This window comes from Enterovibrio qingdaonensis (genome assembly GCF_028683135.1).
GTDB classification, from domain to species: domain Bacteria; phylum Pseudomonadota; class Gammaproteobacteria; order Enterobacterales; family Vibrionaceae; genus Enterovibrio; species Enterovibrio qingdaonensis.
In genome coordinates, this window is sequence record NZ_JAJUBB010000010.1 from 59,791 (window position 1) to 82,691 (window position 22,901).

The 22,901-nt window shown below is 48.4% G+C and carries 20 protein-coding genes; 10 read left to right on the plus strand and 10 right to left on the minus strand.

What is annotated here, in order from left to right; genetic code table 11:
• Positions 1–63: 63 nt before the first annotated feature.
• Positions 64–1,068, minus strand: coding sequence for a porin (locus LRP49_RS14610; protein ID WP_274143043.1), 1,005 nt, complete (start codon positions 1,066–1,068; stop codon positions 64–66).
• A gap of 517 nt (positions 1,069–1,585) precedes the next feature.
• On the opposite strand from LRP49_RS14610, the gene dinG reads away from it, so the two are divergent.
• The 6 genes from dinG to LRP49_RS14640 all read left to right on the plus strand — a co-directional run bounded on the left by dinG (position 1,586) and on the right by LRP49_RS14640 (position 7,946).
• On the plus strand, positions 1,586–3,664 hold the full coding sequence (dinG, locus tag LRP49_RS14615) for an ATP-dependent DNA helicase DinG (RefSeq protein ID WP_274143044.1): 2,079 nt from the start codon (positions 1,586–1,588) through the stop codon (positions 3,662–3,664).
• Positions 3,665–3,674: 10 nt separating this feature from the next.
• The gene (locus LRP49_RS14620) at positions 3,675–4,448 is read left to right on the plus strand and encodes a TSUP family transporter (RefSeq protein WP_274143045.1); all 774 of its coding nucleotides are present in this window, start codon (positions 3,675–3,677) and stop codon (positions 4,446–4,448) included.
• 18 nt (positions 4,449–4,466) lie between these two features.
• A complete protein-coding gene (priC, locus tag LRP49_RS14625; RefSeq protein ID WP_274143046.1) occupies positions 4,467–5,015 on the plus strand; it encodes a primosomal replication protein in 549 nt (182 codons plus the stop codon).
• A complete protein-coding gene (locus LRP49_RS14630) occupies positions 5,015–5,941 on the plus strand; it encodes a histone deacetylase family protein (RefSeq protein WP_274143047.1) in 927 nt (308 codons plus the stop codon). The genes priC and LRP49_RS14630 overlap by 1 nt, the downstream gene beginning before the upstream one ends.
• Complete coding sequence (rsmS, locus tag LRP49_RS14635; protein ID WP_274143048.1) at positions 5,934–6,116, plus strand: pleiotropic regulatory protein RsmS; 183 nt, start codon at positions 5,934–5,936, stop codon at positions 6,114–6,116. The genes LRP49_RS14630 and rsmS overlap by 8 nt, the downstream gene beginning before the upstream one ends.
• 411 nt (positions 6,117–6,527) lie before the next feature.
• The gene (locus LRP49_RS14640; protein ID WP_274143049.1) at positions 6,528–7,946 is read left to right on the plus strand and encodes an alanine/glycine:cation symporter family protein; all 1,419 of its coding nucleotides are present in this window, start codon (positions 6,528–6,530) and stop codon (positions 7,944–7,946) included.
• A 64-nt stretch (positions 7,947–8,010) separates the two neighbouring features.
• On the opposite strand, the gene LRP49_RS14645 is transcribed toward LRP49_RS14640, so the two are convergent.
• The 3 genes from LRP49_RS14645 to LRP49_RS14655 all read right to left on the minus strand — a co-directional run bounded on the left by LRP49_RS14645 (position 8,011) and on the right by LRP49_RS14655 (position 10,626).
• Positions 8,011–8,250 carry a TIGR02647 family protein gene (locus LRP49_RS14645; protein WP_274143050.1) on the minus strand — a complete coding sequence of 80 codons (240 nt, stop codon included), beginning with the start codon at positions 8,248–8,250 and terminating at the stop codon, positions 8,011–8,013.
• A gap of 126 nt (positions 8,251–8,376) precedes the next feature.
• Entirely contained in the window at positions 8,377–9,525 is a 1,149-nt protein-coding gene (locus LRP49_RS14650; RefSeq protein WP_337992952.1) for an MFS transporter, read from the minus strand.
• Between the two features lie 204 nt (positions 9,526–9,729).
• Complete coding sequence (locus LRP49_RS14655) at positions 9,730–10,626, minus strand: Tim44 domain-containing protein (RefSeq protein WP_274143051.1); 897 nt, start codon at positions 10,624–10,626, stop codon at positions 9,730–9,732.
• 264 nt (positions 10,627–10,890) lie between these two features.
• On the opposite strand from LRP49_RS14655, the gene LRP49_RS14660 reads away from it, so the two are divergent.
• The 3 genes from LRP49_RS14660 (at position 10,891) to LRP49_RS14670 (ending at position 14,257) form a co-directional block, all read left to right on the plus strand.
• Positions 10,891–11,286, plus strand: a complete 396-nt coding sequence (locus LRP49_RS14660) for an NINE protein (protein WP_274143052.1) — start codon at positions 10,891–10,893, stop codon at positions 11,284–11,286.
• 144 nt (positions 11,287–11,430) lie between these two features.
• The gene (locus LRP49_RS14665; RefSeq protein ID WP_274143053.1) at positions 11,431–12,048 is read left to right on the plus strand and encodes a TetR/AcrR family transcriptional regulator; all 618 of its coding nucleotides are present in this window, start codon (positions 11,431–11,433) and stop codon (positions 12,046–12,048) included.
• A 343-nt stretch (positions 12,049–12,391) separates the two neighbouring features.
• On the plus strand, positions 12,392–14,257 hold the full coding sequence (locus LRP49_RS14670; RefSeq protein WP_274143054.1) for an MFS transporter: 1,866 nt from the start codon (positions 12,392–12,394) through the stop codon (positions 14,255–14,257).
• Here LRP49_RS14670 and menE read toward each other — a convergent pair.
• From menE to LRP49_RS14700, 6 genes are read right to left on the minus strand one after another with little or no spacing between them, the layout of a single operon-like run.
• Entirely contained in the window at positions 14,237–15,583 is a 1,347-nt protein-coding gene (gene menE, locus LRP49_RS14675) for an o-succinylbenzoate--CoA ligase (protein ID WP_274143055.1), read from the minus strand. The two genes, LRP49_RS14670 and menE, sit on opposite strands and share 21 nt — an antisense overlap.
• On the minus strand, positions 15,577–16,557 hold the full coding sequence (gene menC, locus LRP49_RS14680) for an o-succinylbenzoate synthase (protein WP_274143056.1): 981 nt from the start codon (positions 16,555–16,557) through the stop codon (positions 15,577–15,579). Before menC ends, menE begins: the two co-directional genes overlap by 7 nt.
• Positions 16,558–16,568: 11 nt before the next feature.
• Positions 16,569–17,435 carry a 1,4-dihydroxy-2-naphthoyl-CoA synthase gene (gene menB / locus LRP49_RS14685; RefSeq protein ID WP_274143057.1) on the minus strand — a complete coding sequence of 289 codons (867 nt, stop codon included), beginning with the start codon at positions 17,433–17,435 and terminating at the stop codon, positions 16,569–16,571.
• A 22-nt stretch (positions 17,436–17,457) separates the two neighbouring features.
• Positions 17,458–18,258 carry a 2-succinyl-6-hydroxy-2,4-cyclohexadiene-1-carboxylate synthase gene (menH, locus tag LRP49_RS14690; RefSeq protein ID WP_274143058.1) on the minus strand — a complete coding sequence of 267 codons (801 nt, stop codon included), beginning with the start codon at positions 18,256–18,258 and terminating at the stop codon, positions 17,458–17,460.
• A complete protein-coding gene (gene menD / locus LRP49_RS14695; RefSeq protein ID WP_274143145.1) occupies positions 18,242–19,972 on the minus strand; it encodes a 2-succinyl-5-enolpyruvyl-6-hydroxy-3-cyclohexene-1-carboxylic-acid synthase in 1,731 nt (576 codons plus the stop codon). The genes menH and menD overlap by 17 nt, the downstream gene beginning before the upstream one ends.
• Positions 19,969–21,285: an isochorismate synthase gene (locus tag LRP49_RS14700; protein WP_274143059.1), complete on the minus strand. Its 1,317-nt coding sequence runs from the start codon at positions 21,283–21,285 to the stop codon at positions 19,969–19,971. The genes menD and LRP49_RS14700 overlap by 4 nt, the downstream gene beginning before the upstream one ends.
• A gap of 388 nt (positions 21,286–21,673) precedes the next feature.
• Between LRP49_RS14700 and LRP49_RS14705 the strand changes: the two genes are divergently transcribed.
• Positions 21,674–22,888: a pyridoxal phosphate-dependent aminotransferase gene (locus tag LRP49_RS14705; RefSeq protein WP_274143146.1), complete on the plus strand. Its 1,215-nt coding sequence runs from the start codon at positions 21,674–21,676 to the stop codon at positions 22,886–22,888.
• The last annotated feature ends 13 nt before the right edge of the window (positions 22,889–22,901 follow it).

The window sequence follows — 22,901 nt, forward strand, 5'->3', positions numbered from 1 at the left end:
TACTCTCCCTGAAACAAAAAGCCGCCCTATCAGGCGGCTTCACTACGTTAAATTCGCGATTGCTTAGAATTTAACTTCCATACCCAGTACGTAACCGGTATCAGTATCTACATCTGCGCCATTTACTTCGTCATCATTTACACCGACTTCAGCATACACTTTTGCGTTGCTGTGCAGTTTGTAAGTGATGTTTGCGTACAAGCTAGTAGATTCTTCTTTGCTGTAGCTACCGCCAGCAGAAGGATCAGTATCGATGATGTCATAACCTACTGCGATGTAAGTCTTCTCATCAGCTTGATAGCCTGCAGAGATACCAAACACATCTACGTCTTGCTTGTCAGAAGTATTTGCGTGTTTCTTGTACTCAAGCTGACCGTAGCTTACCGATACGTCAAACGCATCAATCGCGTAATCAAGCTCAGCGTTGAAGCCGCTTACGTCATCACCAGAAATATCTTCTGCATCGTACAGGTAAACGCGGCCATCAAAGCCTTCAAAACGCGCACCGATACGACCACCAACGATTTGGCGACCGTCTGTGGTTTCTGATTTGTCTTGATCCAAGTCTACGTTAGCACCTGCATAGAAAGTACCGTTGTCGTAAACCCACTTGATTACTTGGCTACCTTCAGTTTGAACAAAGCTGATTTGCTCAGTACCCAGTTCATAATCTTTTTGGTTACCGGCATCATCAGAAATCAAAAGTTGACGACCAAAAGTGATGGTACCGAAGTCATCGCTTGCAAAACCAACCCACAGCTCATCATTCTTCACTGTGCCATTGTCGTTTGCTAGCGTACCGTTGAACTGATCTTCGTATTTGAAGCCCATACCTGCAACAGCATCTAGGCTATCAGAAACAGCAATAGAGGTAGTTACAATCAGATCTGCATCATCAATGCGCAGGTTTGCATCTTCAGTTTTCTTGTAGCCTTTGAAGTATTGAATTTCAGCTGCACCGCTAAGGTCCACTACTACGCCGTCTGCGTCGTAAAGGTTAACGCTTGCTTGTGCTGCACCAGCAGTCAGCAGAGCTGGAACTGCCATAGCTAGAACTGTCTTTTTCATGTTAATCCACTGCCTTTTCTTTATTAGATTGGAATTCCTGTTCCAGGATCCCTTTTATAATTGCACCCGTTACAAAGCCTAAACGACGTCACAACAAGTACGCTTTAACTTCGAAACTTAGAGTGCAGAGAAATCTAAAATCTGTCAAATCAACAAAAAACAACATCAAAAAAACAAAAATGCGTTACACCACAGCAACATAGAAGCATTCACTCGAGTTGGGTCACAGTTACGAAATCCCATTGTCAAATTTCTGCAAACTTACACGCAAAACCACCCCAGAACATTTAACCAATCATGGCCACATAAATACACATTTACAGCATAAAAAACTACAAATACTCAACATAAGCAGTGAATGGCATTCCCCTTGGATTTCATAGTGATAGCTAATATTAGTTCAAACAATATTCGTGACCCCGATCTCAAAAAATAAAATAAATACTCGAATACTTGAACTCTTTCACATTCTGCAAGCGTGATATACTGCGGTTCCCAACACTACCTTGTGCCAAACATGCTTAGCCAATCAGTAAAGAAAGACATTCGTTGCAGCTACGAGAATTTGAAAGCGCAATTGCAGAATTTTATACCAAGGAAGGCGCAAAACTATTTGGTAGCGGAAATTGCCAAAACGCTTGCGGGTGAATACAACCCCAAGCGTCGAATTATTGTCGCGGAGGCTGGTACTGGCATTGGTAAATCAATGGCTTACTTGATGGGGGCTATTCCATTTGCGTTAAATAACAACAAGAAAGTTGTGGTATCTACTGCGACTGTCGCCCTTCAAGAACAGCTATTTGAGAAAGATCTCCCCCTGTTTCGGCGTGTGGTGCCAAGAGAGTTCAGTTTTGTTTTGGCGAAGGGGCGTCAACGCTATTGCTGTGCCGAGAAACTTGCCTCTGCCGCAGGTGCTGAAGGTGCCGGTCAGCAGACACTTTTTGAGCAAAAACCTAAAAAATCCGAGATTGAGCTTATCAATACCATGCTCAGTGCGCTGTCTCGAGGAAAGTGGGATGGCGATAGAGACGCTTGGCCAAAACCCATTCCTAACCATATCTGGCAAACGATTGTGTCAGATAAGCACACGTGTCATTCCGGACTCAGCGCGCACAGACAGTGCCCATTTGCAAAAGCGCGAGAGCACCTTGATAAGGCCGATGTTGTTGTCGCTAATCACAGCTTATTGATGGCGGATCTCGAACTAGGCGGTGGAGTCATTCTTCCCGAGCCAGAGCAATCGCTATATATGATTGACGAAGCGCATCACCTGCCTATCGTCGCGCGTGATTTTTCCTCCGCCGCAGCTAGCTTGCTCGGTGCATCCGCGTGGTTAGAAAAGCTCAACCAGTCAGCATCTAAAATCGCCAACGCTGGCGATATAAAAAGAAGTAATCGGTTTTTAGACAGCCTGCAGTCAGGCATTCAAGTGCTCATTCCTTCGTTACGCTCTGTCAGAGATATGCTGCGTCAGTTGCCGCTAAGCAAAGATGGCACGTATCGATTTGAAAATGGCGAACTACCTGATGCGCTTGTGACCGAAGCTAAAGAACTGCAAAAAGCGGCCAAAAAAGCGACGCAGTCTTTAGGTAAGTTGCACGATCTGATTGCCGAACGTGTAAAAGACGGGGAAATCCGAAGTAGTCTCGCAGACCCTATCATGGCCGAATCCGCGTTCTTTCTTCAGCGTCTCGAAAATCTCGAAAAGGTTTGGACACTGATGGCACAACCGAATTCAGACAAAGGCGCACCGCTTGCCCGCTGGATTGAGCAATGCCCTGAGAGAGAAAGTGACCTCATCGTTCATGTGTCACCCTTAGAAATCGGCTGGCGACTTGATCAACTTCTTTGGTCAAAAGCTGCTGGCGTCGCGTTGTTGTCTGCGACCTTGCGTGCCTTAAACAGCTTTAGTTACTTTTGTCGTCAAGTGGGTCTCGATGAGAATGACGGTACACGTTTTCTTGCCTTGCCATCGCCGTTTAACTATCAAGAAAATGCGCGATTGGTCGTTCCTTCCATTCCCTGCGAGCCACAAGAAGAGAAATTTACCGAAATCTTGCCAGACGTACTGTTCGAGTACCTTGAAGGTCAAACATCTAGCTTGGTGTTATTTTCTTCGTACTGGCAAATGAACCAAGTCGCGGACAAAATGCGCGCGCAAATGAAAAAGAATGGTTGGGAACTGCACGTGCAGGGCGAGTCTTCACGCTCCGTGATTTTGGATGCTCATCGTAAGTGTTGCGACAAAGGAAAAGTCAGTGTGCTTTTTGGTACAGGCAGTTTCTCGGAGGGTCTCGATTTACCCGGCGATCAGCTTACAAACCTCATTATTACCAAGATCCCGTTCGCGGTACCTACGTCTCCGGTCGAAGAGGCACACGCAGAATACATAGAAAGCAAAGGTGGCAACCCATTTCTGCAAATTGCAGTACCGGAAGCCAGTAAAAAGCTAGTACAATCAGCGGGTAGATTACTACGAAAAGAACATGATTCGGGAAGAGTCGTGCTGCTTGACCGGCGCATCATAAGCCGACGCTATGGAAAAGCCCTGCTGGATTCCTTACCTCCGTTTCAACGTATTATCGAATATACATAAGAATATATTAATGCTTGAGCTACTGGACCCTACCGCCATCGCCATTTTGGCTGTGGTGGCTTTTTCTGCTGGTTTTATCGACGCGGTGGCGGGTGGAGGTGGCATGCTCACCGTCCCTGCATTGCTTTCTATTGGCCTTCCTCCTCACGTTGCATTGGGAACGAATAAGCTATCCGCTACGTTTGCATCTTCAACGGCTGCGATTACGTATTACCGAAAAAAACTTTTCTCTCCTGAGTTTTGGAAACACGCCTTTATTGCCACCTTAATTGGTGCGATTTTCGGCACACTACTGGTTGATTACATCAGCACCGATTGGCTCGAAAAAGCCCTTCCTCTGGTTATTCTCGCCACGGCGGTCTACACAATTTGGCATCCGCAACCTAAAGCTGATAATCATTTTTTGCCGAAAGACGACCCAAACCTAAACAAAAAGCAATGGGGACAGGGCCTAACACTCGGCTTCTATGACGGTGTCATCGGACCGGGTACTGGCGCATTTTGGACCGTCTCATCGATGTCGCTGTATAAAATGAACATTCTGCTGTCATCCGGCCTCGCCAAAGCCATGAACTTCACCAGTAACATTACCTCACTCGTCACCTTTATCGTTCTTGGCCATGTTAACTGGGCCATAGGATTGACCATGGGTGTATGCTTAATGTTTGGTGCATATTTAGGCGCAAACTCGGCGATTAAGTTTGGAGCGAAGTTTATTCGTCCCGTCTTTGTTACCGTCGTAGTCGTACTCGCGGTCAAACTCGCTTATAGTGCGTGGTTTTAACACCATTTCCGAGACCTCATGGATTTAACCCAATTAAAGGCCGAGTTGCAGTCACTGGCAACCAAGGCAGCAGACATTGACAGACGACGTGGCGAAGGCGCAAAGCCTTTGTTTGACGAGCGTCTTTTCTCTTGCTTGTCGCGCTTATTAAGTCCATGTGTGGCTGAGGCAAAAGGCGTAGTAGACACGCTCGAGCGTGAAAAGGAGAGCGGAAGGCTCTCCAATCTACGTGCTGCGCACCTTTGTGACAAATTGATCAATCAATTGAGTGCGCTTCAACGAGAAGTGGCAACCGTGTCAGTCCGCGCCAAGGAAAAAACGTTTGTCCCCAAAACACGTTCGTCAATCAGTCAGCTTTATCAAGATTTGGCACAGCATCAGGATTGGGAACGACGTTTATCTGATATGGTTCGGGATGCGGAATCGAAACTCGGTCGCTGTGAAACACTTGCTGAACAGCAGGCTGCTCAAAAACATTTGCTGACCACAGAAAAACGCCTTTCTCGCTGCCGAGAAGCAAAGAAAAACATTGAATCTCGCATCGCGTTTAGGGAAAAGAAAGGCTGATGCTACCTGTCGTTTATCACCCGATTTACTCAGATTTCCCAATTCCTGATGGCCACCGCTACCCCCTTTCAAAGTACCGGTTGTTGAAGGACTACATTACTGACAATCTTTGGCCTGTAACCACGCATGTCCCTTCAATGCTTAATAGCGTTGAGCTCAAAGAGATCCATGCACCAGAGTACGTCGATGCACTCCTTACAGGAGCCATCCCGTTAGTCAAAATGCGGCGTATCGGATTTCCTTGGAGTGATGCACTGCTTACACGAAGCCTGACATCTCTCGGAGGCACCACATTAACGGTGGATCTCGCCCTAGAACAAGGCGTCGCAATTCACCTTACTGGTGGTTACCATCACGCTCACTATGATTTTGGTAGCGGGTTTTGCTTGTTTAATGATCTCGTGTTGGCAGCCAACCATGCCTTAAAGAGTGAAGGCATTGATAAAGTGCTTATCGTAGATTGTGATGTTCACCACGGTGATGGCACCGCCAGTCTGACGGCAAACCGTTCTGACATCATTACGCTGTCGGTCCACTGCGAGAAAAACTTTCCCTCTCGTAAACCAGACTCAGATATCGATCTGCCGCTTCAGATAGACACAGGTTCCGACGACTATTTAGATGCCTTTTTACCGTGCTTGCGCCTTGCACTCGCACAGCATCAACCTGACATGGTGATCTATGATGCCGGTGTCGACATCCACCGTGATGATGAGTTGGGCTATCTGGCGGTTTGTCACGAAGGCATTGCCAAACGAGATACTGCCGTTTTTGAGGCCTGTTTGGACCATCAGATCCCTGTTGCTGCCGTGATCGGCGGAGGCTACCGCTCCGACCATGCCCAGTTGGTTCCGTTACATGCGGAACTCATTCGCGCGGCGATCAACACTTACTACCCTACAACCTGGAAAATAGACAATGAGTAACAACGGACTTGAAAACGCCCCAGAGGATGTAAAACTCGCAGTGGATTTAATCTATTTGCTGGAGAGCAATGAGATTGATCCACGCACTGCACTGAGTGCCTTGAACATGGTGAAACAGGATCTCGAGCGAAAAATCCGTGAAGATAGCCCAAATTCCGACTCCTCGTCAGAATAAGCTAACAAAAGCGCGCCGCAATCGTTTTCCTCTTTAAAATCATTTCGTTCATGTTAATTTGACTGGCATTTTCTGTTGCCTTGAATTGCTTTTTATATTTCATTCGTCTAATAAATAGCCAATCAGACAAATTATAAGATGCCCATTCCACATTTTTGAAGTATTATCCTGCCGTTTTTCTTAGTCTGGCTCTTCGCCAATTAAGAAACTGGCCGTAGGAGAAAACTCAAATGGAATTGGAGACAGCGAGGAGAAATCCTTGCACGCATACTGGCCATTGATCTCTGCACGGAAGCGTCGCCAGGGTGGTTTTCACCCAAGGCAGAGAGCTGAATAAGGAAGTTTCAGATCGTTTGTCGCCTCCTTACTCGCTCAACTGCTTCTTTTATTTTGACGACAGTAGAGTTTGTTATGACGGAACTAAAAGAACTATTTGTTTCCTTTGTCGATGCCGGGAATGGCTTATTGTGGGGAAGCGTACTTGTTTATCTTTTGATCGGCGCGGGTCTGTATTTCACTTTTCGTACCGGTTTCCTGCAATTCCGCTCGTTTGGGCACATGTTTCAACTCATCAAAGGTAGCCGTGAAGGTGCCGATGGTGGTATCTCTTCTTTCCAAGCATTTAGTACCAGCCTAGCAGCACGCGTAGGTACCGGTAACATGGCCGGTGTGGCAGTGGCAATCTATCTAGGTGGCCCAGGTGCCGTATTCTGGATGTGGGTAACCGCCCTTGTTGGTATGTCCACCAGCTTTGCAGAGTCAACGCTCGCACAGGCGTACAAAATCAATCACAAAGACAACACCTTCCGTGGTGGTCCGGCTTACTACATCGAAAAAGGCTTGGGTCAACGTTGGTTAGGTATCGCGTTTGCAATCTGTTTGATCGTCGCGTTTGGTCTGGCCTTCAACGGTGTTCAATCAAACTCTATTGCAGCAGCAATGAACACAGCCTTTGGCACAGATAACACCTGGGTAGGTATCATCCTTGCTCTTGCAACGGCTCCAATTATCTTTGGCGGCATGCGTTCTGTTGCGCGTGCGGCAGAACTAATCGTGCCATTTATGGCGATTGGTTACTTGCTGGTTGCGCTTTACGTTATCGCTATCAACATCACTTTGTTACCAGATGTCTTCGCGACCATTATTGGCAGCGCGCTAGGCTTCGAACAAGCGGCGGGTGGTGCACTGGGTGCGGCAATGATGCAAGGTATCAAGCGCGGTCTGTTCTCGAATGAAGCAGGTATGGGTTCTGCGCCTAACGCAGCAGCAACTGCAACAACTAGCCCTAACCACCCAGTGGCTCAAGGTTACGTTCAGATGCTGGGTGTGTTCATTGACACCATCGTAATCTGTACTGCTACAGCTGCGATTATCCTGCTGTCAGGTATGCTGGATCCAAACAGCGAATTAACCGGTATTGCACTGACGCAGGCAGCACTGGTTCAGGAAGTAGGCCCTTGGGGTGCAGGCTTTATCGCCATTGCTATCTTGTTGTTCGCATTCACCTCGCTGATTGCTAATTACTCGTACGGTGAGTCGAACATCGAATACATCTTCAAGAGCAAAGTCGCTATCAACATCTACCGTGCCGCTGTACTGGCAATGGTCGTTATCGGTGCGGTTGTTGACCTACCAACAGTTTGGGCATTTGCAGACCTGTCGATGGGTATGATGGCCATCATCAACCTTATCGCGGTACTCGCCCTGTCAGGTATCGTTATTGCGCTACTCAAAGACTACGAGTCGCAAGTTAAAGCGGGTAAAGAACCAACATTCGACCGTAAGAAGTTCCCTAAACTCGACCGCGATATCGACAAAGATGTCTGGTAATCAAAAATAAAAACACAACATCAAAAAAGGGAGCCTTAGGCTCCCTTTTCTTTGTCCGTAATAATCAATGTGTGGATTTCAGAATCCTCAATGCTTCCTTGGCATGCTCCACGGCATCACGACCAATCGCAGTCAAATACCCGCCGTCTTTCGCCGTCACAAGCTTTTTGTCATACAAGCGTTCAGTAGCAGCAACAAGTAGTGGATCTGCATCGCTATGAACCTTAATGCCCGTCAATTCCGATGACAAAGAAAACTTTACCAACACGTTCATTTCATCAATCAATTCAGAAGTAAATGGCATATTGCCTCCGCTGTTTCTTTCTGTTTGATAAGAATATAGCCCTTCAGGCGTACGGTAATCTGTGCCGAGATCAAGAACAGGTTAATACGTGCTAGAAAAACAGCAAGTTATGACTGGAAATTTGATTTAGCCCACATCCTCAGTCGGCTTAGATCCCCAGCGTTCTACTTCATTGCCCGCCTCTGGCGTAAGCGGGACCATTCTCGCCAGTGTTAACGAGCTCAGAGCAAGCGCAGTCCCGAAAAGGAAGACTGCACTTGGTGAGTGTAGCCAAACCAAACCCATCACCGCGGGTATGACAACAGCAGCGATATGATTGATGGTGAAGCTTACACCAGCGGTCGAGGCGATATCCTCGGGATCGGCAATTTTTTGGAAATAGGTTTTAATGGCAATCGCCATCGCGAAAAACAGGTGATCGACAACATACAATACGCCCGCCATTGTCGCATTCTCCACAAACGCGTAGCCCGTAAACACGGCTGCCAAACCTATGTATTCGACCGTTAACGCCCGTTTTTCTCCAACGCGGCCAATCCATGCACCAATTCGGGAGGCAAACAGCATGTTGAAGAAATAATTGATGATGAACAGCAGGCTCACTTCTCCTACTGAATAGCCGAACTTTTCCACCATCATAAAACCCGCGAACACAATGAAAATCTGCCTGCGGGCACCGCTTAAAAACGTAAGCCCGTAGTACAACCAGTAGCGTTTACGCAAGATCAGGGTCTTGGCTTGAGTATGAGGAGAAATAAAAGAGGGAAAGCTGCTCCAAAGAACCACGACAGCCACCAGCCCAACCAAACCGAATAACATGTACACGGCATTGTAGCGGGTATCGAGAAACTCCATCATTACCCAAACGGTCCCGTAAGCCACGAGGCTCGCAGCCCCTTTCCAAGCAAGCACTTGTCCCATAAAGTGCGCGCTCTTGTCTTTATCTACCCATTGCAGCGTCAGTGATTGATTGACCGTTTCAAAGTAGTGAAAACCAACGGACATTAAGATCGTTGTGAGATAAAGGCCGTACTCGGTAGGAAACCAACCAGTAATGGCAACACCAAAACACATAATGAACAAAGAAAGGATCGCGAAGCGTTGCTCTTTGATAAACAGAAGCAAATAAATAGCGGTAAAGGCAAGAAAGCCCGGCACTTCCCGAAGGCTTTGTAGAATACCAATCTCGCGTCCTGTAAATGCCGCACGCTCAACGACAAAATTATTCAGCAGTACATTCCAAACAGAAAATGTCATCGCCATGATAAACGCCATAGCGATAAGAAATGTAGTGGGTGTGCGAAGTGTTGACACAGCAGATCTCCATTAATAGCCTTCCCTAGCAAGGCATTTAATACTGTACCTGTAAACAGCAGACGAAACTAATCAACAGAAAGAAACGGTATGTTCAGTGTGATTGAACAAAAAAAGCGGCTGATAATAATCAGCCGCTTTTGAATGTTGAGTTAGCCTCGTCGATTACGCTTGAATACCCGCAATCAGCCACGGTGCGTTTGGACGTGTCATATCACGCTCAAGGTGCCAGATATCAGTAATATCTTCTTCAACACCTTCTTGACGGTCACAGTAGCGACCACTGAACTGAAGGCTCAGTTGCGCACGCTTACCATCGTAGTCAGCACGAACAATCTCCGCATCCACATACATCACTTCTGTATGCTGCTCGCCGTCCAACTTACGACGCTCTTCCGCCAAATCATTGTATAGCTCGGGTGTCACGTACTCTTGGATCGTTTCAAGTTGGTTATGGTTCCACGCACCTTGAAGGATTCGGTAGTGTTCACGTGCACCGTTTACAAACGCTGACATGTCAAAGTTTGGTGGGAAGTTAAACGGCACATCATTGTTTACGGCACCAAAACCACCCGCTGAAGACGTTGCAGTCGCGGATTCACGGAACTGTGGCTGCTCGTGGTAGTAGCCTTTCTGCTCAGGCTGTTGCTGCTGACCACCTGCATACGCTTGTTTGTTATGCTGGCTTATCGCACCATTTTTGGCTGCCATAAGGCTTTTAAAAATCTTAAACAGAACGAAAGCAATCACCGCGATGATGAGGAAATCCATCATCTGGAAGCCGTCAAACGCGCCGCCGAACATAGCTGCAATCAAGCCACCAGCCAGCAAGCCACCCAACAGACCGCCCATCAGTCCCTTCTTAGAAGAAGACTTTGCCGCAGACGCAGGATCGTTTTGTTTGTTAATCGTGTTTGTATTTGTAGGTTGAGATTTCGGCGCAGGTGCGGTCTTAAAGCTCTTACCAAAAGACTTACCACCGCCAAATTTCTTCGCTTCTGCGTGAGGAGCCGATACGACCATCACAAACATCAGCGCGAATAGAGAGAAAAAGCGTTTCATTCTGAACCTTTTAAAGTCATTCCATTACTGCACTCTAGCTCAAGACGAATACTGAGTACAAGGTAGTATCATGCTAGACTGACGCACTTGAATGTCAAACCATGTTTGACGGGAAAATGTTACGAATCATTTTGTTTTGCCCTATCCTCTTTCTTTTTTTAGCGACAACTTAGTAAAAAACGTAAGGAAATCTTCTTCTAGGGGCGAATTTAGCAAATGATTTGCTTTACACTCTAGCTGTTTCATCTGTTTTAGGGTCTGCGCATGAATGATACACACAGTAAAGTAATCGGCTATATCTTGTGGATTTTTGGTTTCCTCGGAGCCCACCGTTTCTACTATGGTAAGCCTGTAACGGGAACCATTTGGTTATTTACCTTTGGACTTCTAGGTATTGGCTGGCTCATCGACCTCTTCCTCATCCCATCCATGGACAGAGAAGCAGATCTTCGCTTCCACAGTGGACAATGTGATTATTCTGTCGCTTGGATTCTACTCACCTTTTTAGGTGTATTTGGTGTACATCGGATGTACATGGGTAAATGGCTCTCAGGTATTCTTTACCTGTTCACCTTCGGCTTTTTCTTCATCGGCGTCATTTATGACTTCTGGACGCTGAATGAACAGGTTTCTATTAAGAACGCCCAGCGTTTCTCTTAATTGTCCCTACCGCTGCGCCTCTTTTTCCGATATTCACGGTGAGAAGAGGCGCGTTGCTCGTTATGAGACCCGCATTGCTTGCCCTTTTATGTACCCACTTCTAGAATATCGAACAATGTTCACTATTCTAGGTTGTACTTTTCAATGGCCCGCAGGAACGACCATAGTCGCGAAGAATTGGTAGAATTGACGCTAACTTGCGTTGAGGATTACCTCAAGACTCAACCCTACCACTCTCTCAGTCTTCGAAAAATCGCAGCGATGATAGGCTATGTCCCGAGTACCTTGGTCAATGTGTTTGGCAGCTATAACATCTTGCTATTGCACATTGTCGCGAGAGCCCTTGATGAATTGCGCAGTCAAGCAGAGCGCAATCTGGCAACCACCTCAGATCCAAAAGCCTCACTGTCAGCCCTTGCTCATCTCTATCTCGACTTTGCTGCGGAGAATCGTTACCGCTGGCAGCTGATTTTTGAGCACAGCATGGACGGGGACAAACTCCCAGACTGGCAAAACGATCGTATCCATAGCATGACAGGGTTGCTGGAAGCCCTTCTTAGAAGGCTTTCGCCAAATAAATCCGATGAAGAGGTGGTTCAGGCAAGCCGCGTACTTTGGGCGGGGGTTCACGGTATCACCCTGCTCAGCGTCGATGACAAACTGTTCACAGATGCGCCCGTTAATGGTGGCGAGCTTATCGACAACCTGATATCGGCGTATCTTTCGAGTTGGGTGGGTAGCACGTATACCCAAACAACCTGAAGATGCTCGAATTCAGAGGTCATCAATGCGCTCAATTCGAGGCAAATTTTGCGTGGAATAGTCATTCTATTTCCGAGGAATTTAACGAAGAAGTGGGTGCATTGAAGCCCTCCCTTTGGGCGAGTTGGCGGGCGTCGTGCTCTTTGTTGTCCCTTTTTGAAGGAGATGGCTACAACTGCAAAGGGACGCCGCGATCACAACACCCGTCAAACTCGCTGAATCCTGCATCTTCAGGTTGTTTGGGTATTAATACAAATATGACGATGGAACCCAACATCGTCATTTTTATCTCCTATCATCACGCAGCAGTTTACAGACGATGAGCAATTCATAGGACGATCTCATGGCAACACAATCTGGCCTTTTGACGCAGCGTCGCTTTCTCCCTTATTTTGTCACTCAGGCACTCGGCGCGTTTAACGACAACGTTTATAAAAACGTATTGCTCATTCTCGTCGCCTTCGCGGCACCTGGCGCACTTGGAGTAAGCACTAACTTATTTATCAACCTTGCCGCTGGGCTTTTCATTCTCCCTTTTTTCCTTTTCTCCGCGTTCGCCGGAGAGTTGGCCGACAAATACGAAAAGTCGCAGTTTATTCGCGCCGTCAAACTCATTGAAATTGCCATTATGAGCCTTGCTGCCATCGCATTTATCTATGAAAGCTACATGGTGCTGCTATTTCTGCTGTTCTTGATGGGAACGCAATCGGCATTCTTTGGGCCTGTAAAATACGCCCTACTGCCACAAATTCTCACATCAAAAGAGCTCGTCCCCGGCAATGCCTTAGTGGAAACGGGAACATTCTTAGCCATTTTGATCGGCACCATGGTCGCAGGCCTCATTGCAAACCAACAAGATGCCAAAGAGCTTGCCGCTTTCGCTGTTGTTTTCTTTGCGGTGCTTGGCTACCTGAGTGCAAGGAAAATTCCGCCAGCCACTGCCGGAAACCCTACACTGACGATTCGCTTCTCGCCAATCCGACAAATGAAAACCACACTGGGTATCGCACATCACGACAAGGTTGTGCTTCAAGCCATCATGGGGATCAGTTGGTTTTGGTTTTTAGGGGCAAGCTATCTCACCCAGTTTCCTAACTACGCCAAACTCTACCTTGGCGGCAATGAAGCCTCTGTTTCTTTTTTGCTGACCCTCTTTTCCTTTGGCATCGCGACTGGCTCGCTTCTTTGCGACAAATTGTCCGGCCACCGCATCGAACCCGGTATTGTGCCCATTGGCGCACTAGGGTTAACCATTTTCGGCGCACGGCTACTTTTCTCCACGCCGGACACGGCCCCTGTATCCGATAGTTTTATAGCATTCCTTAGTCAGTCATCGCTTTGGTGGGTGTTTGCTGATTTGTTTTTTATCGGCGTTTTTGGCGGTATTTTTATCGTCCCCCTCTACGCCGTCATGCAGGCGAGAGCGAAAGACAGTGAACGTTCACAGGTGATCGCAGCCAATAATATCTACAACGCGTTGTTTATGGTGGTCAGTGCCGTGCTCGCCATTGTTCTGCTGAGCGTGGTGGGCATCAGCATTCCAGTCTTTTTCTTTGTTCTGGCACTGCTAAACCTGTTGGTTGCCCTGTATGTGGGTAAACAAGTTCCCGTGTTTGTCATCCGCTTTATGATTTGGATGCTAAGCCATACCTTCTATCGCGTTAAACATAAGAACTTGCAGAACATTCCTGAAAGCGGCGGGGCATTATTGGTCTGTAACCATGTCAGTTACGTTGATGCGCTGCTACTCGCAGGCGCGTGCCCTCGCCCTATAAGGTTTGTGATGGATGAGGATTACTTTAACCTGCCTCTGCTGAATTACTTTTTCCGCGCCAGTCGCGCCATCCCCATTACGCTGAGCAGCGGCTCAATTCGTCATGCGCTGACAAACGTCAAATCCCAATTGGAAGCAGGTGAAGTCGTGTGCATTTTCCCTGAAGGGCAACTGACCTCAGACGGCGAAATGATCCCCTTTAAGCGCGGCATCGACTTAATCATTAAACAAACGCCAGTACCTGTGATTCCAATGGCGTTACAGGGATTGTGGGGAAGCTATTTCAGCCGAAAAGGTGGCAGAGCATTGTTGAAGTTACCATGCAGATTCTGGTCGCGCATTGTCATATCCGCAGGCTCGCCTATATTGCCGGGAGACGCTACCTCTGAGCGTTTGTTCAAGGAAGTGAAACAGCTAAGAGGTGATGTTTGCTAGCCAGTGTTGAAGGGCACGGCGGGACACTTTGATTCCGCCATTTAACACGTCGTGGGGAAAGGAGAAAATACGCGTTGGGCATTGGTGAGGAGAAACGGTCTCTTTTGCCCAAGCAAGGAGCGCCTTTGCATCAACGTCGCCATCAACAATCGCAACCGGCACCTGCCCCCATTTTGCATCAGACACAGGCAAGATAAAGATCTGGTGAATACCGTCGTATTTTCCCAATACACGTTCAACCATTTCCGGCTGCACATTCTCGCCACCGCAAATAAACATGTTATCCAAACGGCCCAGAATCTTCAGTTCGCCATTTTCCCAATCACCCTTGTCTTTCGTTGCAAACCAGTCATGGGTAATAGGATCCAATTGTCCGTTCTTCACATAACCCGGTGAAAGTGTTTCACCGCGAACCAGCACCTCGGCGCAATCAGAAAGCATCAACTCACGATACTGCATCGGCTTACCCACCGAAAATGCGCCATTAGCGCGCTTGGCTGTAATGGTTGATGCCATTTCTGTCATACCATAGCCACACCAGCACTGAATGCCCGCTTGTTCGGCCCTGTCCACCAGACCCTGCGGGATCACCGCGCCCCCCAAGAGCACCGAATGCAACGTCGATGAACGTTCACTGTCGAGCAACCGCTGTAATTGCGTCGGCACTAAAGACGCATGCGTTGCCCCTTCCAGTGCTTGAGACAGTGCATCTCCCTGAGTATTGGCAATCTTCAGCACCGCGCCTTTGGATAACCAACGCCATACGATGGCAAGACCAGATACATGAAACAGCGGTAAGGAAAGCAACCAGCAATCTTCCCGCTCAAACGGCATCAGCTCGAACAACCCCTGCGCACTGGCTAAGTGGTTTTTCACAGTGTGGGCAACTGCCTTGGGTAATCCCGTAGACCCTGATGTGAGTGTCAATGACACGACGCGTGAGGTATCAAACTCAGCACTTGGCAGCACGTCACCTTGTTGCTCGGGCAAATTGTCGGGAGATAAATAGGCTTCGATGCCAATATTCGCAAGTAACTCGTCGCGCAAGAATTCGCCCAATGCAGGGTTTAGCATCAGCGTTTGAATACCCGCTTGCCATGCCGCCAGCATTGTTACTAGCGTCTGGTAGGTATTTTGACTTTCGACAGCAAGGTATGTCGGGAAAGGCGTTGGGAGTTTTGAGCGAGCCTCGTCTATATCGGCACAAAGCTCTGCCCAGCTTTTGGCATGATTGTCGATTAGGATGGCCGTTTGCTGCGAACACTTTAGATTCCAGTGCAGCCACGGCCATTCTTTGAACGGATTTAGTTTGTGCGGACTTAGCACGACGCTTCCCAAGCTTTATCGCATTCGGTCAGCGGCATCACTGACAGTTCGCAGCCCGGCCACGCGTTCTCAAGTTGCACACCAAACATGTCCACCGTGTCCAATCCTGGAATGGAATCTGGCGTCAGCCAGTGAGCAATTCGCGCCAACTGCATCAAGCCGAAACTTGATTCCAGACTTGAGCTAATCACCACCTCTAATCCCATTTGATGCGCTTGCGCTGTCAGTGCTTTCACCTTGTCCAGCGATCCCACCAGCGTAGGTTTGATGACAATTGCCTTCAAGCCGTCTTGCATCTCTAGCGAAAAGCCATCATCACGCACCGTTTCATCCCACGCCAATGCAATGCCCGATTCCTGCGCAAAGGCAAGACTGTCGACAGGTGATTGGCAAGGCTCTTCAAGAAAAGCGATACGCGAGCGATACGCGGGATGCACATACTTCGCAAACTGCGCGGCTTTTGCGGCCGTCCATTGACGATTCGCATCCAATCGAAGCATCAAGTCTGGGATAACTTCAAGGAACATGTTCACGACCATGCCATCGCGAATGGCTTCGTACATGCCCACTTTAATCTTGGCGACTTTCTGCCCCGGCATGTCTGCCAGTTTTTGCACCAAATCATCGGGGTCGCCATTACAAAGCGGCGCGGCCTGATAGTTACCCTCTGATGGCACCTCGCCATCCAGTTCAGCCATTGCCATTGAAAGACCAAACGCAACGGACGGATACAGCGAATCTACGTCGATAGCATCGCCACGTAGCCAGAGAGTGAGAGCGTGTTCTGCCTGCTCACCCGCTTGCTCCGCGTTCTCGCGACTAAACTCTGGCAGCGGCGCAATCTCACCACGTCCAATCTTATCGCCGTCACGCAGCTCAACGATAAATCCCTCTCTGTTCACCAAACGGGTGTGACGTAAAATCACACCACTGTCCATCGGCAAACAATAGCGATATAAAACAGCCTGTTTCATATCTGGTGTCTTTAAGGGTTACGAAGGAATTTGTTGAAGTCTGGACGACGACGCTCGTTAAACGCGTTACGACCTTCCTGACCTTCTTCTGTCATGTAGAACAGCATGGTTGCGTTACCCGCCAGTTCTTGCAAGCCAGCTTGACCATCACAGTCCGCGTTCAACGCCGCTTTCAAACAGCGAAGTGCCATTGGGCTGTGTTGCAGCACTTCACGACACCAGCGAACGGTTTCGCGCTCAAGCTCGGCGTAAGGCACTACATGGTTAACCAAGCCCATATCCAACGCTTCTTGCGCATCATAGAAGCGACACAGGAACCAAATCTCACGTGCTTTCTTCTGACCCACGATGCGTGCCATGTACGACGCGCCCCAACCACCATCAAACGAGCCAACTTTCGGGCCTGTCTGGCCAAACTGCGCATTGTCAGCGGCAATTGTCAGGTCACACATCATATGAAGAACATGACCACCACCCACGGCATAACCCGCAACCGAAGCGATAACAGGTTTCGGACAAGTACGAATTTGGCGTTGGAAGTCCAACACGTTCAAGTGGTGAGTACCTTCGTCATCACGGTAGCCGCCGTAGTCGCCGCGAATCTTTTGGTCGCCGCCAGAACAGAATGCGTGTTCACCTTGTCCTGTCAGCACGATTACACCCACGCTTTCATCGTAACGCGCGTCAGCCAGTGCGTTGATCATCTCTTTGACCGTCTGAGGGCGGAATGCATTACGCACTTCAGGGCGGTTAATGGTGATACGCGCAATACCGTCTACAGACTTTTGATAGATAATGTCTTCGTAACCGCTTGAGCAATCATTCCACTCTACAGGTGCATAGAGCTCTTGTTCGGTTAAACCTGTTGTTCTGGCCATAGTGATTCCATTAAATCGTCAGTTAAATTGCTTCTATCAGTTGTTTCACCAACTGGCTAAACAGCTTGGGCTGTTCAGCGTGAATATTGTGTCCGGCGTTTGGGACAATTTGAAAATCAAATCCCGAATGCGACGCCAACGCAGAAAATTTGCTGTCACTTTCACCACAGATAAAGTGAACAGGAATACCGCTTTCACACAGCGGCTCGCCAAGCAACGGCTGTTTTGATAACGATGTGGCACGCAGCATGCTGGCTACTTTGCTTCCGAGGTTACCACCACGAACTGCAACCAAACTTTGTTTTTGCTCATGATTTAGTGAGGAAAATACCGGTTGTTCGTACCAAACTTGAAGCACGTCACCCATGGGTTCCTGCTCGAATCTTTTCGCCCATTTATCATCATGTTGCCATCTCGCTGGCCGATCTTGTGGTGACAAGCCCGTATGACCACTTTCCACCACCAAGGCCTCCACCTTGAATGCGGCGGTCGGCAACAAGCGCGCATGAAATGACGAAAGGTACATCGCAAGACGCGCCCCGAGGCTGTAACCAATCAACCAAATCGGTCCATTTATATGCAGATTTATACTCTGGAGAATCAATTGGCAGGTAGTATCAAAGTCAACGCCGTCAACGTCTGTGCTCTCGCCATGGCCGGGAAGATCGAGGGTTAAACACGAATAGTGACAAGAGAGTTGATCAACCACAGGCTGCCAATCTTTTTGCGAGCCCAGCAATCCATGAAGAAAAACCAGCGTCGGTGCGCTGGCGTCCTCATGTTTTTGCAGCGTAGCGGCGAGCATGTCAGAACAGGCTGGCATGCGTGATCTCTGCAAACAACGCCTTCAAATCCTTCCCGCACTCACCCGCTGGCACACGGATTTCCATTAGCGTGGTGCCACAGTGCTCTTGCGCCTCTAAACAGGCGGCTCTTGCTTCCAACAAATCAGTCGGGGCAATGTAGTTCAGGGCAAACATTTGTGCGGCATGCTCAAAAGAAAAGCCGTGCGGCATGCGGTAGTAGTTGTCTTTGTTCGCATCTGGCACAGGCAACATGTCGAAAATGCCGCCACCATCGTTATTAATAACAATCAGCACCAGCGGCAACGTGCTGCGTGCTAGCAATGCCAAGCTGTTTAAATCATACAAAGCAGAAGTATCGCCAACGAGGCACACCATTCGGCGACGGCGCGCGCGCTGCACACCACTTGCTGTTGCAATCAGTCCATCAATTCCCGACGCACCACGATTGGCAAAAACAGCCACATCAGGCAATGAACAACACATATCCAAGAGACGAATGGCCATGCTGTTGCCGATAAACAGATCGGAGTCAGGCCCCAACCAGTTTACAAAATCGGTTGCCAGCGTTTTTTCCGTCAAGGCAGCAGGTGCACGGCATTGCTTTTGAATAATCGAAAAATACGTGCTTCTCGCAATATAAAGCGATACCGCCCAATCCGCACTGTCAGAGTCCTGCGTGTGCGAGAGCAGAGTGTGAGCAACTTGCTCACCGCGAGCACTAAGACGTAATGATTGTATGTTGCTGGGGTCTAAACGGCCTGGATGTTCATCTATCAACCAATAGGTGCCGCTGAACTGTCCAAGAAATTGCCCCAAACGCTTGGATACCAAACGCGCTCCAAACTGCAGAATAACGTCTGCCTGGCTTAATACCTCGGCACAAGCTGGGTTTTGCAGCCATACATCAAAGCCCGCGTAGTCGGACCCTTGCCCCGCTTGAGGGTCACAGAGTAATGGCCAGCCTAGCTTCTCCGCTAACGCCCCCACAGCAACGCGCGTTTTTCTATCTGTTCGACCAACAATCAACACGCCTTTTTGGTGCTTTAATGCTGACCACGCTAAAAGCGCAGGTTCAAGATTCGGTAGAGTCTGCGTGAACGTTAAGTAACGCGCATCACTTTCCAACCATGTTGATACTGGAGAAAGGTAAGCGGATGCATCTTCCATCTCACCATACAAAGGCTCAGGATAAGGGCAGTTAATGTGCAAGCTACCGCCGATTTGAGCCTGATGATGGCATTTTTCATCGACGCTACTTAGCAGCCAAGAGGGAGAAATAGAAGCAGTTGGCGACGGTAAATGCAGGGCAGCTGAAACGTGCTCACCAAAAATATGGTGTTGCTGAATCGCTTGATTTGCGCCGTTTTGAATCAATTCAGGCGGTCTATCCGCGGTCAGCAATACCAGCTTTTCGCGGGTTAATCCGCTTTCAGCGACGGCAGGAAGAAGGTTTGCTACAGCAGTGCCAGATGTCACGATAACAGCAACAGCCTCATCACTGGCTTTCGCGAGGCCCAGCGCGAGAAAACCCAGCCCTCGCTCATCAAAATGCGTGTGCAAAGTGATATCAGAATGCGTTTGGCTGAGAGCTTCAGCTTCTAACGTCAGAGGCGTTGAACGCGATCCCGGCGCGATACAGATATGACGAACACCTGACCGATATAAACAGATCAGCGTTAGCCGCGCCCATATACGATTCAAGGTGGATTGTTTTAAGATGAATCGGCTCATCCGAATTTTTTCTCCGCCGTCTTCTCTGGAACGGGTTTTAGCAAACTCATTAACGTCGATACTTTGCGGTCTAGCTCTTTCCATTCACTCTCAGGCTGTGAGCCCGGCACAATGCCTGCACCGGCAAACAAATGCAGCACATTGTCCATCACCAGTGCACTGCGTATCGCGACGCAAAACTCACTTTTCTTCGCACTAAGGTAACCCACTGAGCCGCTGTACCAACCACGAGCAAACGGTTCGTTATCAACGATAAAATCGACCGCAAGGTGCCTTGGTAGCCCTGCTACCGCCGCTGTCGGTTGCAGCATATCCAGCAAAGCCGCGCTAGGTACACCTTCATGCAGTGCCGCAGAAATGTCGCGCTTTAAATGCTGCACTTTGCGCAATTGAACAAGGTGCGGTGTCTGCTCCACCTCAAGGCTTTCAGTACAACCTTTCAAGCGCGAAGTAATGTCATCAACCACCAAACGGTTTTCGTACACGTTTTTTTGATCGTTTAACAGCCAGTGAGCAAGCTCTTCGTCATGTTGTTCATCATTGCCTCGCCCAATCGTGCCCGCAAGTGCCTCGGTTTGCATTTCACACTCATGTCGTTCAAACAGACGCTCCGGCGTGGAACCTACAAAGCAATGCTTTTCGTCCAGAGCCAGTAAGAAGTGAAAATTCGACACATTCTGATCGCGACTGGCTTTCATTAGCTGCGCAGCAGATAACGAGCGGTCAAGCGTCAGGGAGGTTTTTCGTGCCAACACCACTTTTTGCAATTCAGTGGCATCGATAGCAGTTAGCGCACGATCGATCATGTTCGACCATTCAGGGAAAGCCGGTGAGTGCTCCGATGAAAGAATATTGCACTCAGGGCCAGCAAGGTGCTGAGGTTTATGCGTGACTTTTGACAGCGCAGCCTGCGCCCTCAAAGGCTCTTCATTTAAATTGATCGCAACAGACCAATTCTCGCCTTGTCGGGATAATTCAATGCATGGCAGGAAGAAAAACGATTGCAAGCAACGTTGATTACGTTCGGTTCTACCGTCAAACGAACGACCACCCCACACACGTTGGTCAGGTGCCAAATAGCGTTCGGCGGTATCGGGATCTGAAAAGGTTTTGACCTGACCGAGTGCGATAACTTCTTCGTTACCGTCACGCGTCTGCCAGTAAAACTTGGGAAAGATAGGTTGTGCGTCCAACCAAGCAATAGGATCGAGTTCAGCAGGCCACGTAAATGGCAAAGACAGACGATTCTTGATTGGTGCCGCTGTTGATAGGGTCTCAATGAACCGAGCTATCGCTTGGCTTAAATCGGTCAAAATAACCTCGCTTAAAACTAACAACCAGTTAGCAAAACTTCCGACTCCTTGGAGATATGCCTGCTTCGCTAAGCCCTGCGACAGCAACTGAAGTCCCACGCTAAGATTAATGACTGACTAAAGTGACCAAAACGCAACCGATTTGATGAAATTTGCATCAGCAGACATTAATTCGCGACAAACTCGATAATATTTCCTGTTGGAAAGGCATTCTACAACCTTATTGATTCTGATGAAAATCGAATGTTCTAGCATAATGTTCCAGTGAAACAGGATTAAATCACTAACTTTCTGCTTTTTGGCTCTATTTTACTATTAGATACTTATAAATGCCGTTTCGTTAGTGTAATTTACTGCAAATACGAAAAATTCACGCTCGGGAATCATGATGCAAGAAATCGGGATGTCGACAAAGCTGGATAACGTCTGTTACGACATTCGTGGTCCGGTAATGAAGCAGGCAAAGCGCCTTGAAGAAGAAGGCCATAAAATTCTAAAACTGAACATCGGCAACCCAGCCCCATTTGGCTTCGATGCGCCAGATGAGATTCTGGTAGATGTGATCCGCAACCTGCCTACCTCTCAAGGGTATTGCGATTCCAAGGGTATTTACTCAGCGCGTAAAGCGGTCGTTCAGCACTACCAAAAACGCGGCATGCTAGATCTGGACGTGGAAGACGTTTATCTGGGTAACGGCGTATCTGAACTGATCGTGATGTCGATGCAAGCACTGCTTAACAGCGGTGACGAACTGCTAGTGCCTTCTCCAGACTACCCACTGTGGACAGCGGCAGTATCGCTGTCAGGCGGTAATCCCGTTCACTACATGTGTGATGAAGAGTCAGATTGGTACCCAGATCTGAACGACATCAAGGCGAAGATCACCTCGAAGACCAAGGGTATTGTTCTGATCAACCCGAACAACCCAACTGGTGCGGTTTATAGCCGTGATTTCCTGCTGGAGATCGTTGAGATTGCACGCCAACACAACCTGATCATTTTTGCCGACGAGATTTACGACAAAATTCTGTATGACGGCGCACAGCATCACTCTATTGCCTCACTGGCACCTGATGTCTTCTGTGTTACCTTCAGCGGCTTGTCTAAGTCATACCGCGTATGTGGTTTCCGCTCAGGCTGGATGATCCTGTCTGGTCCGAAGCAAATCGCGAAAGGCTACATTGCAGGTTTGGAGATGTTGGCCTCTATGCGTTTGTGCGCAAACGTACCTATGCAGCATGCTATCCAGACAGCACTGGGCGGATACCAAAGTATCAATGAACTGATCTTGCCGGGTGGTCGTCTGCTTGAGCAGCGTGACAAAGCGTGGGAACTGTTGAACCAAATTCCGGGCGTAAGCTGTGTGAAGCCAAAAGGCGCACTGTATTTATTCCCGAAAATTGATATCAAAAAATACAGCATTCATGACGATGAGAAGATGATGTTCGATTTCTTGATGCAAGAAAAAGTGTTGATGGTTCACGGTACTGGCTTTAACTGGCATAAACCAGACCACTTCCGCATCGTGACACTGCCGCGTGTGGACGACCTAGAAACCGCCATTGGTCGCTTCGAACGCTTCCTGACGACCTACCGTCAGTAACCGTTTCGGTCAT

What these genes read in the sequence shown, in the direction of transcription:
- LRP49_RS14655 (WP_274143051.1), bottom strand. Translation starts at nt 10,626, where the DNA reads ATGAAACGCTTTTTCTCTCTATTCGCGCTGATGTTTGTGATGGTCGTA.
- priC (WP_274143046.1), top strand. Translation starts at nt 4,467, where the DNA reads ATGGATTTAACCCAATTAAAGGCCGAGTTGCAGTCACTGGCAACCAAG.
- menH (WP_274143058.1), bottom strand. Translation starts at nt 18,258, where the DNA reads ATGCCAGCCTGTTCTGACATGCTCGCCGCTACGCTGCAAAAACATGAG.
- menD (WP_274143145.1), bottom strand. Translation starts at nt 19,972, where the DNA reads ATGAGCCGATTCATCTTAAAACAATCCACCTTGAATCGTATATGGGCG.
- menC (WP_274143056.1), bottom strand. Translation starts at nt 16,557, where the DNA reads ATGAAACAGGCTGTTTTATATCGCTATTGTTTGCCGATGGACAGTGGT.
- LRP49_RS14640 (WP_274143049.1), top strand. Translation starts at nt 6,528, where the DNA reads ATGACGGAACTAAAAGAACTATTTGTTTCCTTTGTCGATGCCGGGAAT.
- LRP49_RS14610 (WP_274143043.1), bottom strand. Translation starts at nt 1,068, where the DNA reads ATGAAAAAGACAGTTCTAGCTATGGCAGTTCCAGCTCTGCTGACTGCT.
- LRP49_RS14650 (WP_337992952.1), bottom strand. Translation starts at nt 9,525, where the DNA reads ATGGCGTTTATCATGGCGATGACATTTTCTGTTTGGAATGTACTGCTG.
- menB (WP_274143057.1), bottom strand. Translation starts at nt 17,435, where the DNA reads ATGGCCAGAACAACAGGTTTAACCGAACAAGAGCTCTATGCACCTGTA.
- LRP49_RS14645 (WP_274143050.1), bottom strand. Translation starts at nt 8,250, where the DNA reads ATGCCATTTACTTCTGAATTGATTGATGAAATGAACGTGTTGGTAAAG.
- dinG (WP_274143044.1), top strand. Translation starts at nt 1,586, where the DNA reads ATGCTTAGCCAATCAGTAAAGAAAGACATTCGTTGCAGCTACGAGAAT.
- LRP49_RS14660 (WP_274143052.1), top strand. Translation starts at nt 10,891, where the DNA reads ATGAATGATACACACAGTAAAGTAATCGGCTATATCTTGTGGATTTTT.
- rsmS (WP_274143048.1), top strand. Translation starts at nt 5,934, where the DNA reads ATGAGTAACAACGGACTTGAAAACGCCCCAGAGGATGTAAAACTCGCA.
- LRP49_RS14665 (WP_274143053.1), top strand. Translation starts at nt 11,431, where the DNA reads ATGGCCCGCAGGAACGACCATAGTCGCGAAGAATTGGTAGAATTGACG.
- LRP49_RS14620 (WP_274143045.1), top strand. Translation starts at nt 3,675, where the DNA reads ATGCTTGAGCTACTGGACCCTACCGCCATCGCCATTTTGGCTGTGGTG.
- LRP49_RS14670 (WP_274143054.1), top strand. Translation starts at nt 12,392, where the DNA reads ATGGCAACACAATCTGGCCTTTTGACGCAGCGTCGCTTTCTCCCTTAT.
- LRP49_RS14705 (WP_274143146.1), top strand. Translation starts at nt 21,674, where the DNA reads ATGCAAGAAATCGGGATGTCGACAAAGCTGGATAACGTCTGTTACGAC.
- LRP49_RS14630 (WP_274143047.1), top strand. Translation starts at nt 5,015, where the DNA reads ATGCTACCTGTCGTTTATCACCCGATTTACTCAGATTTCCCAATTCCT.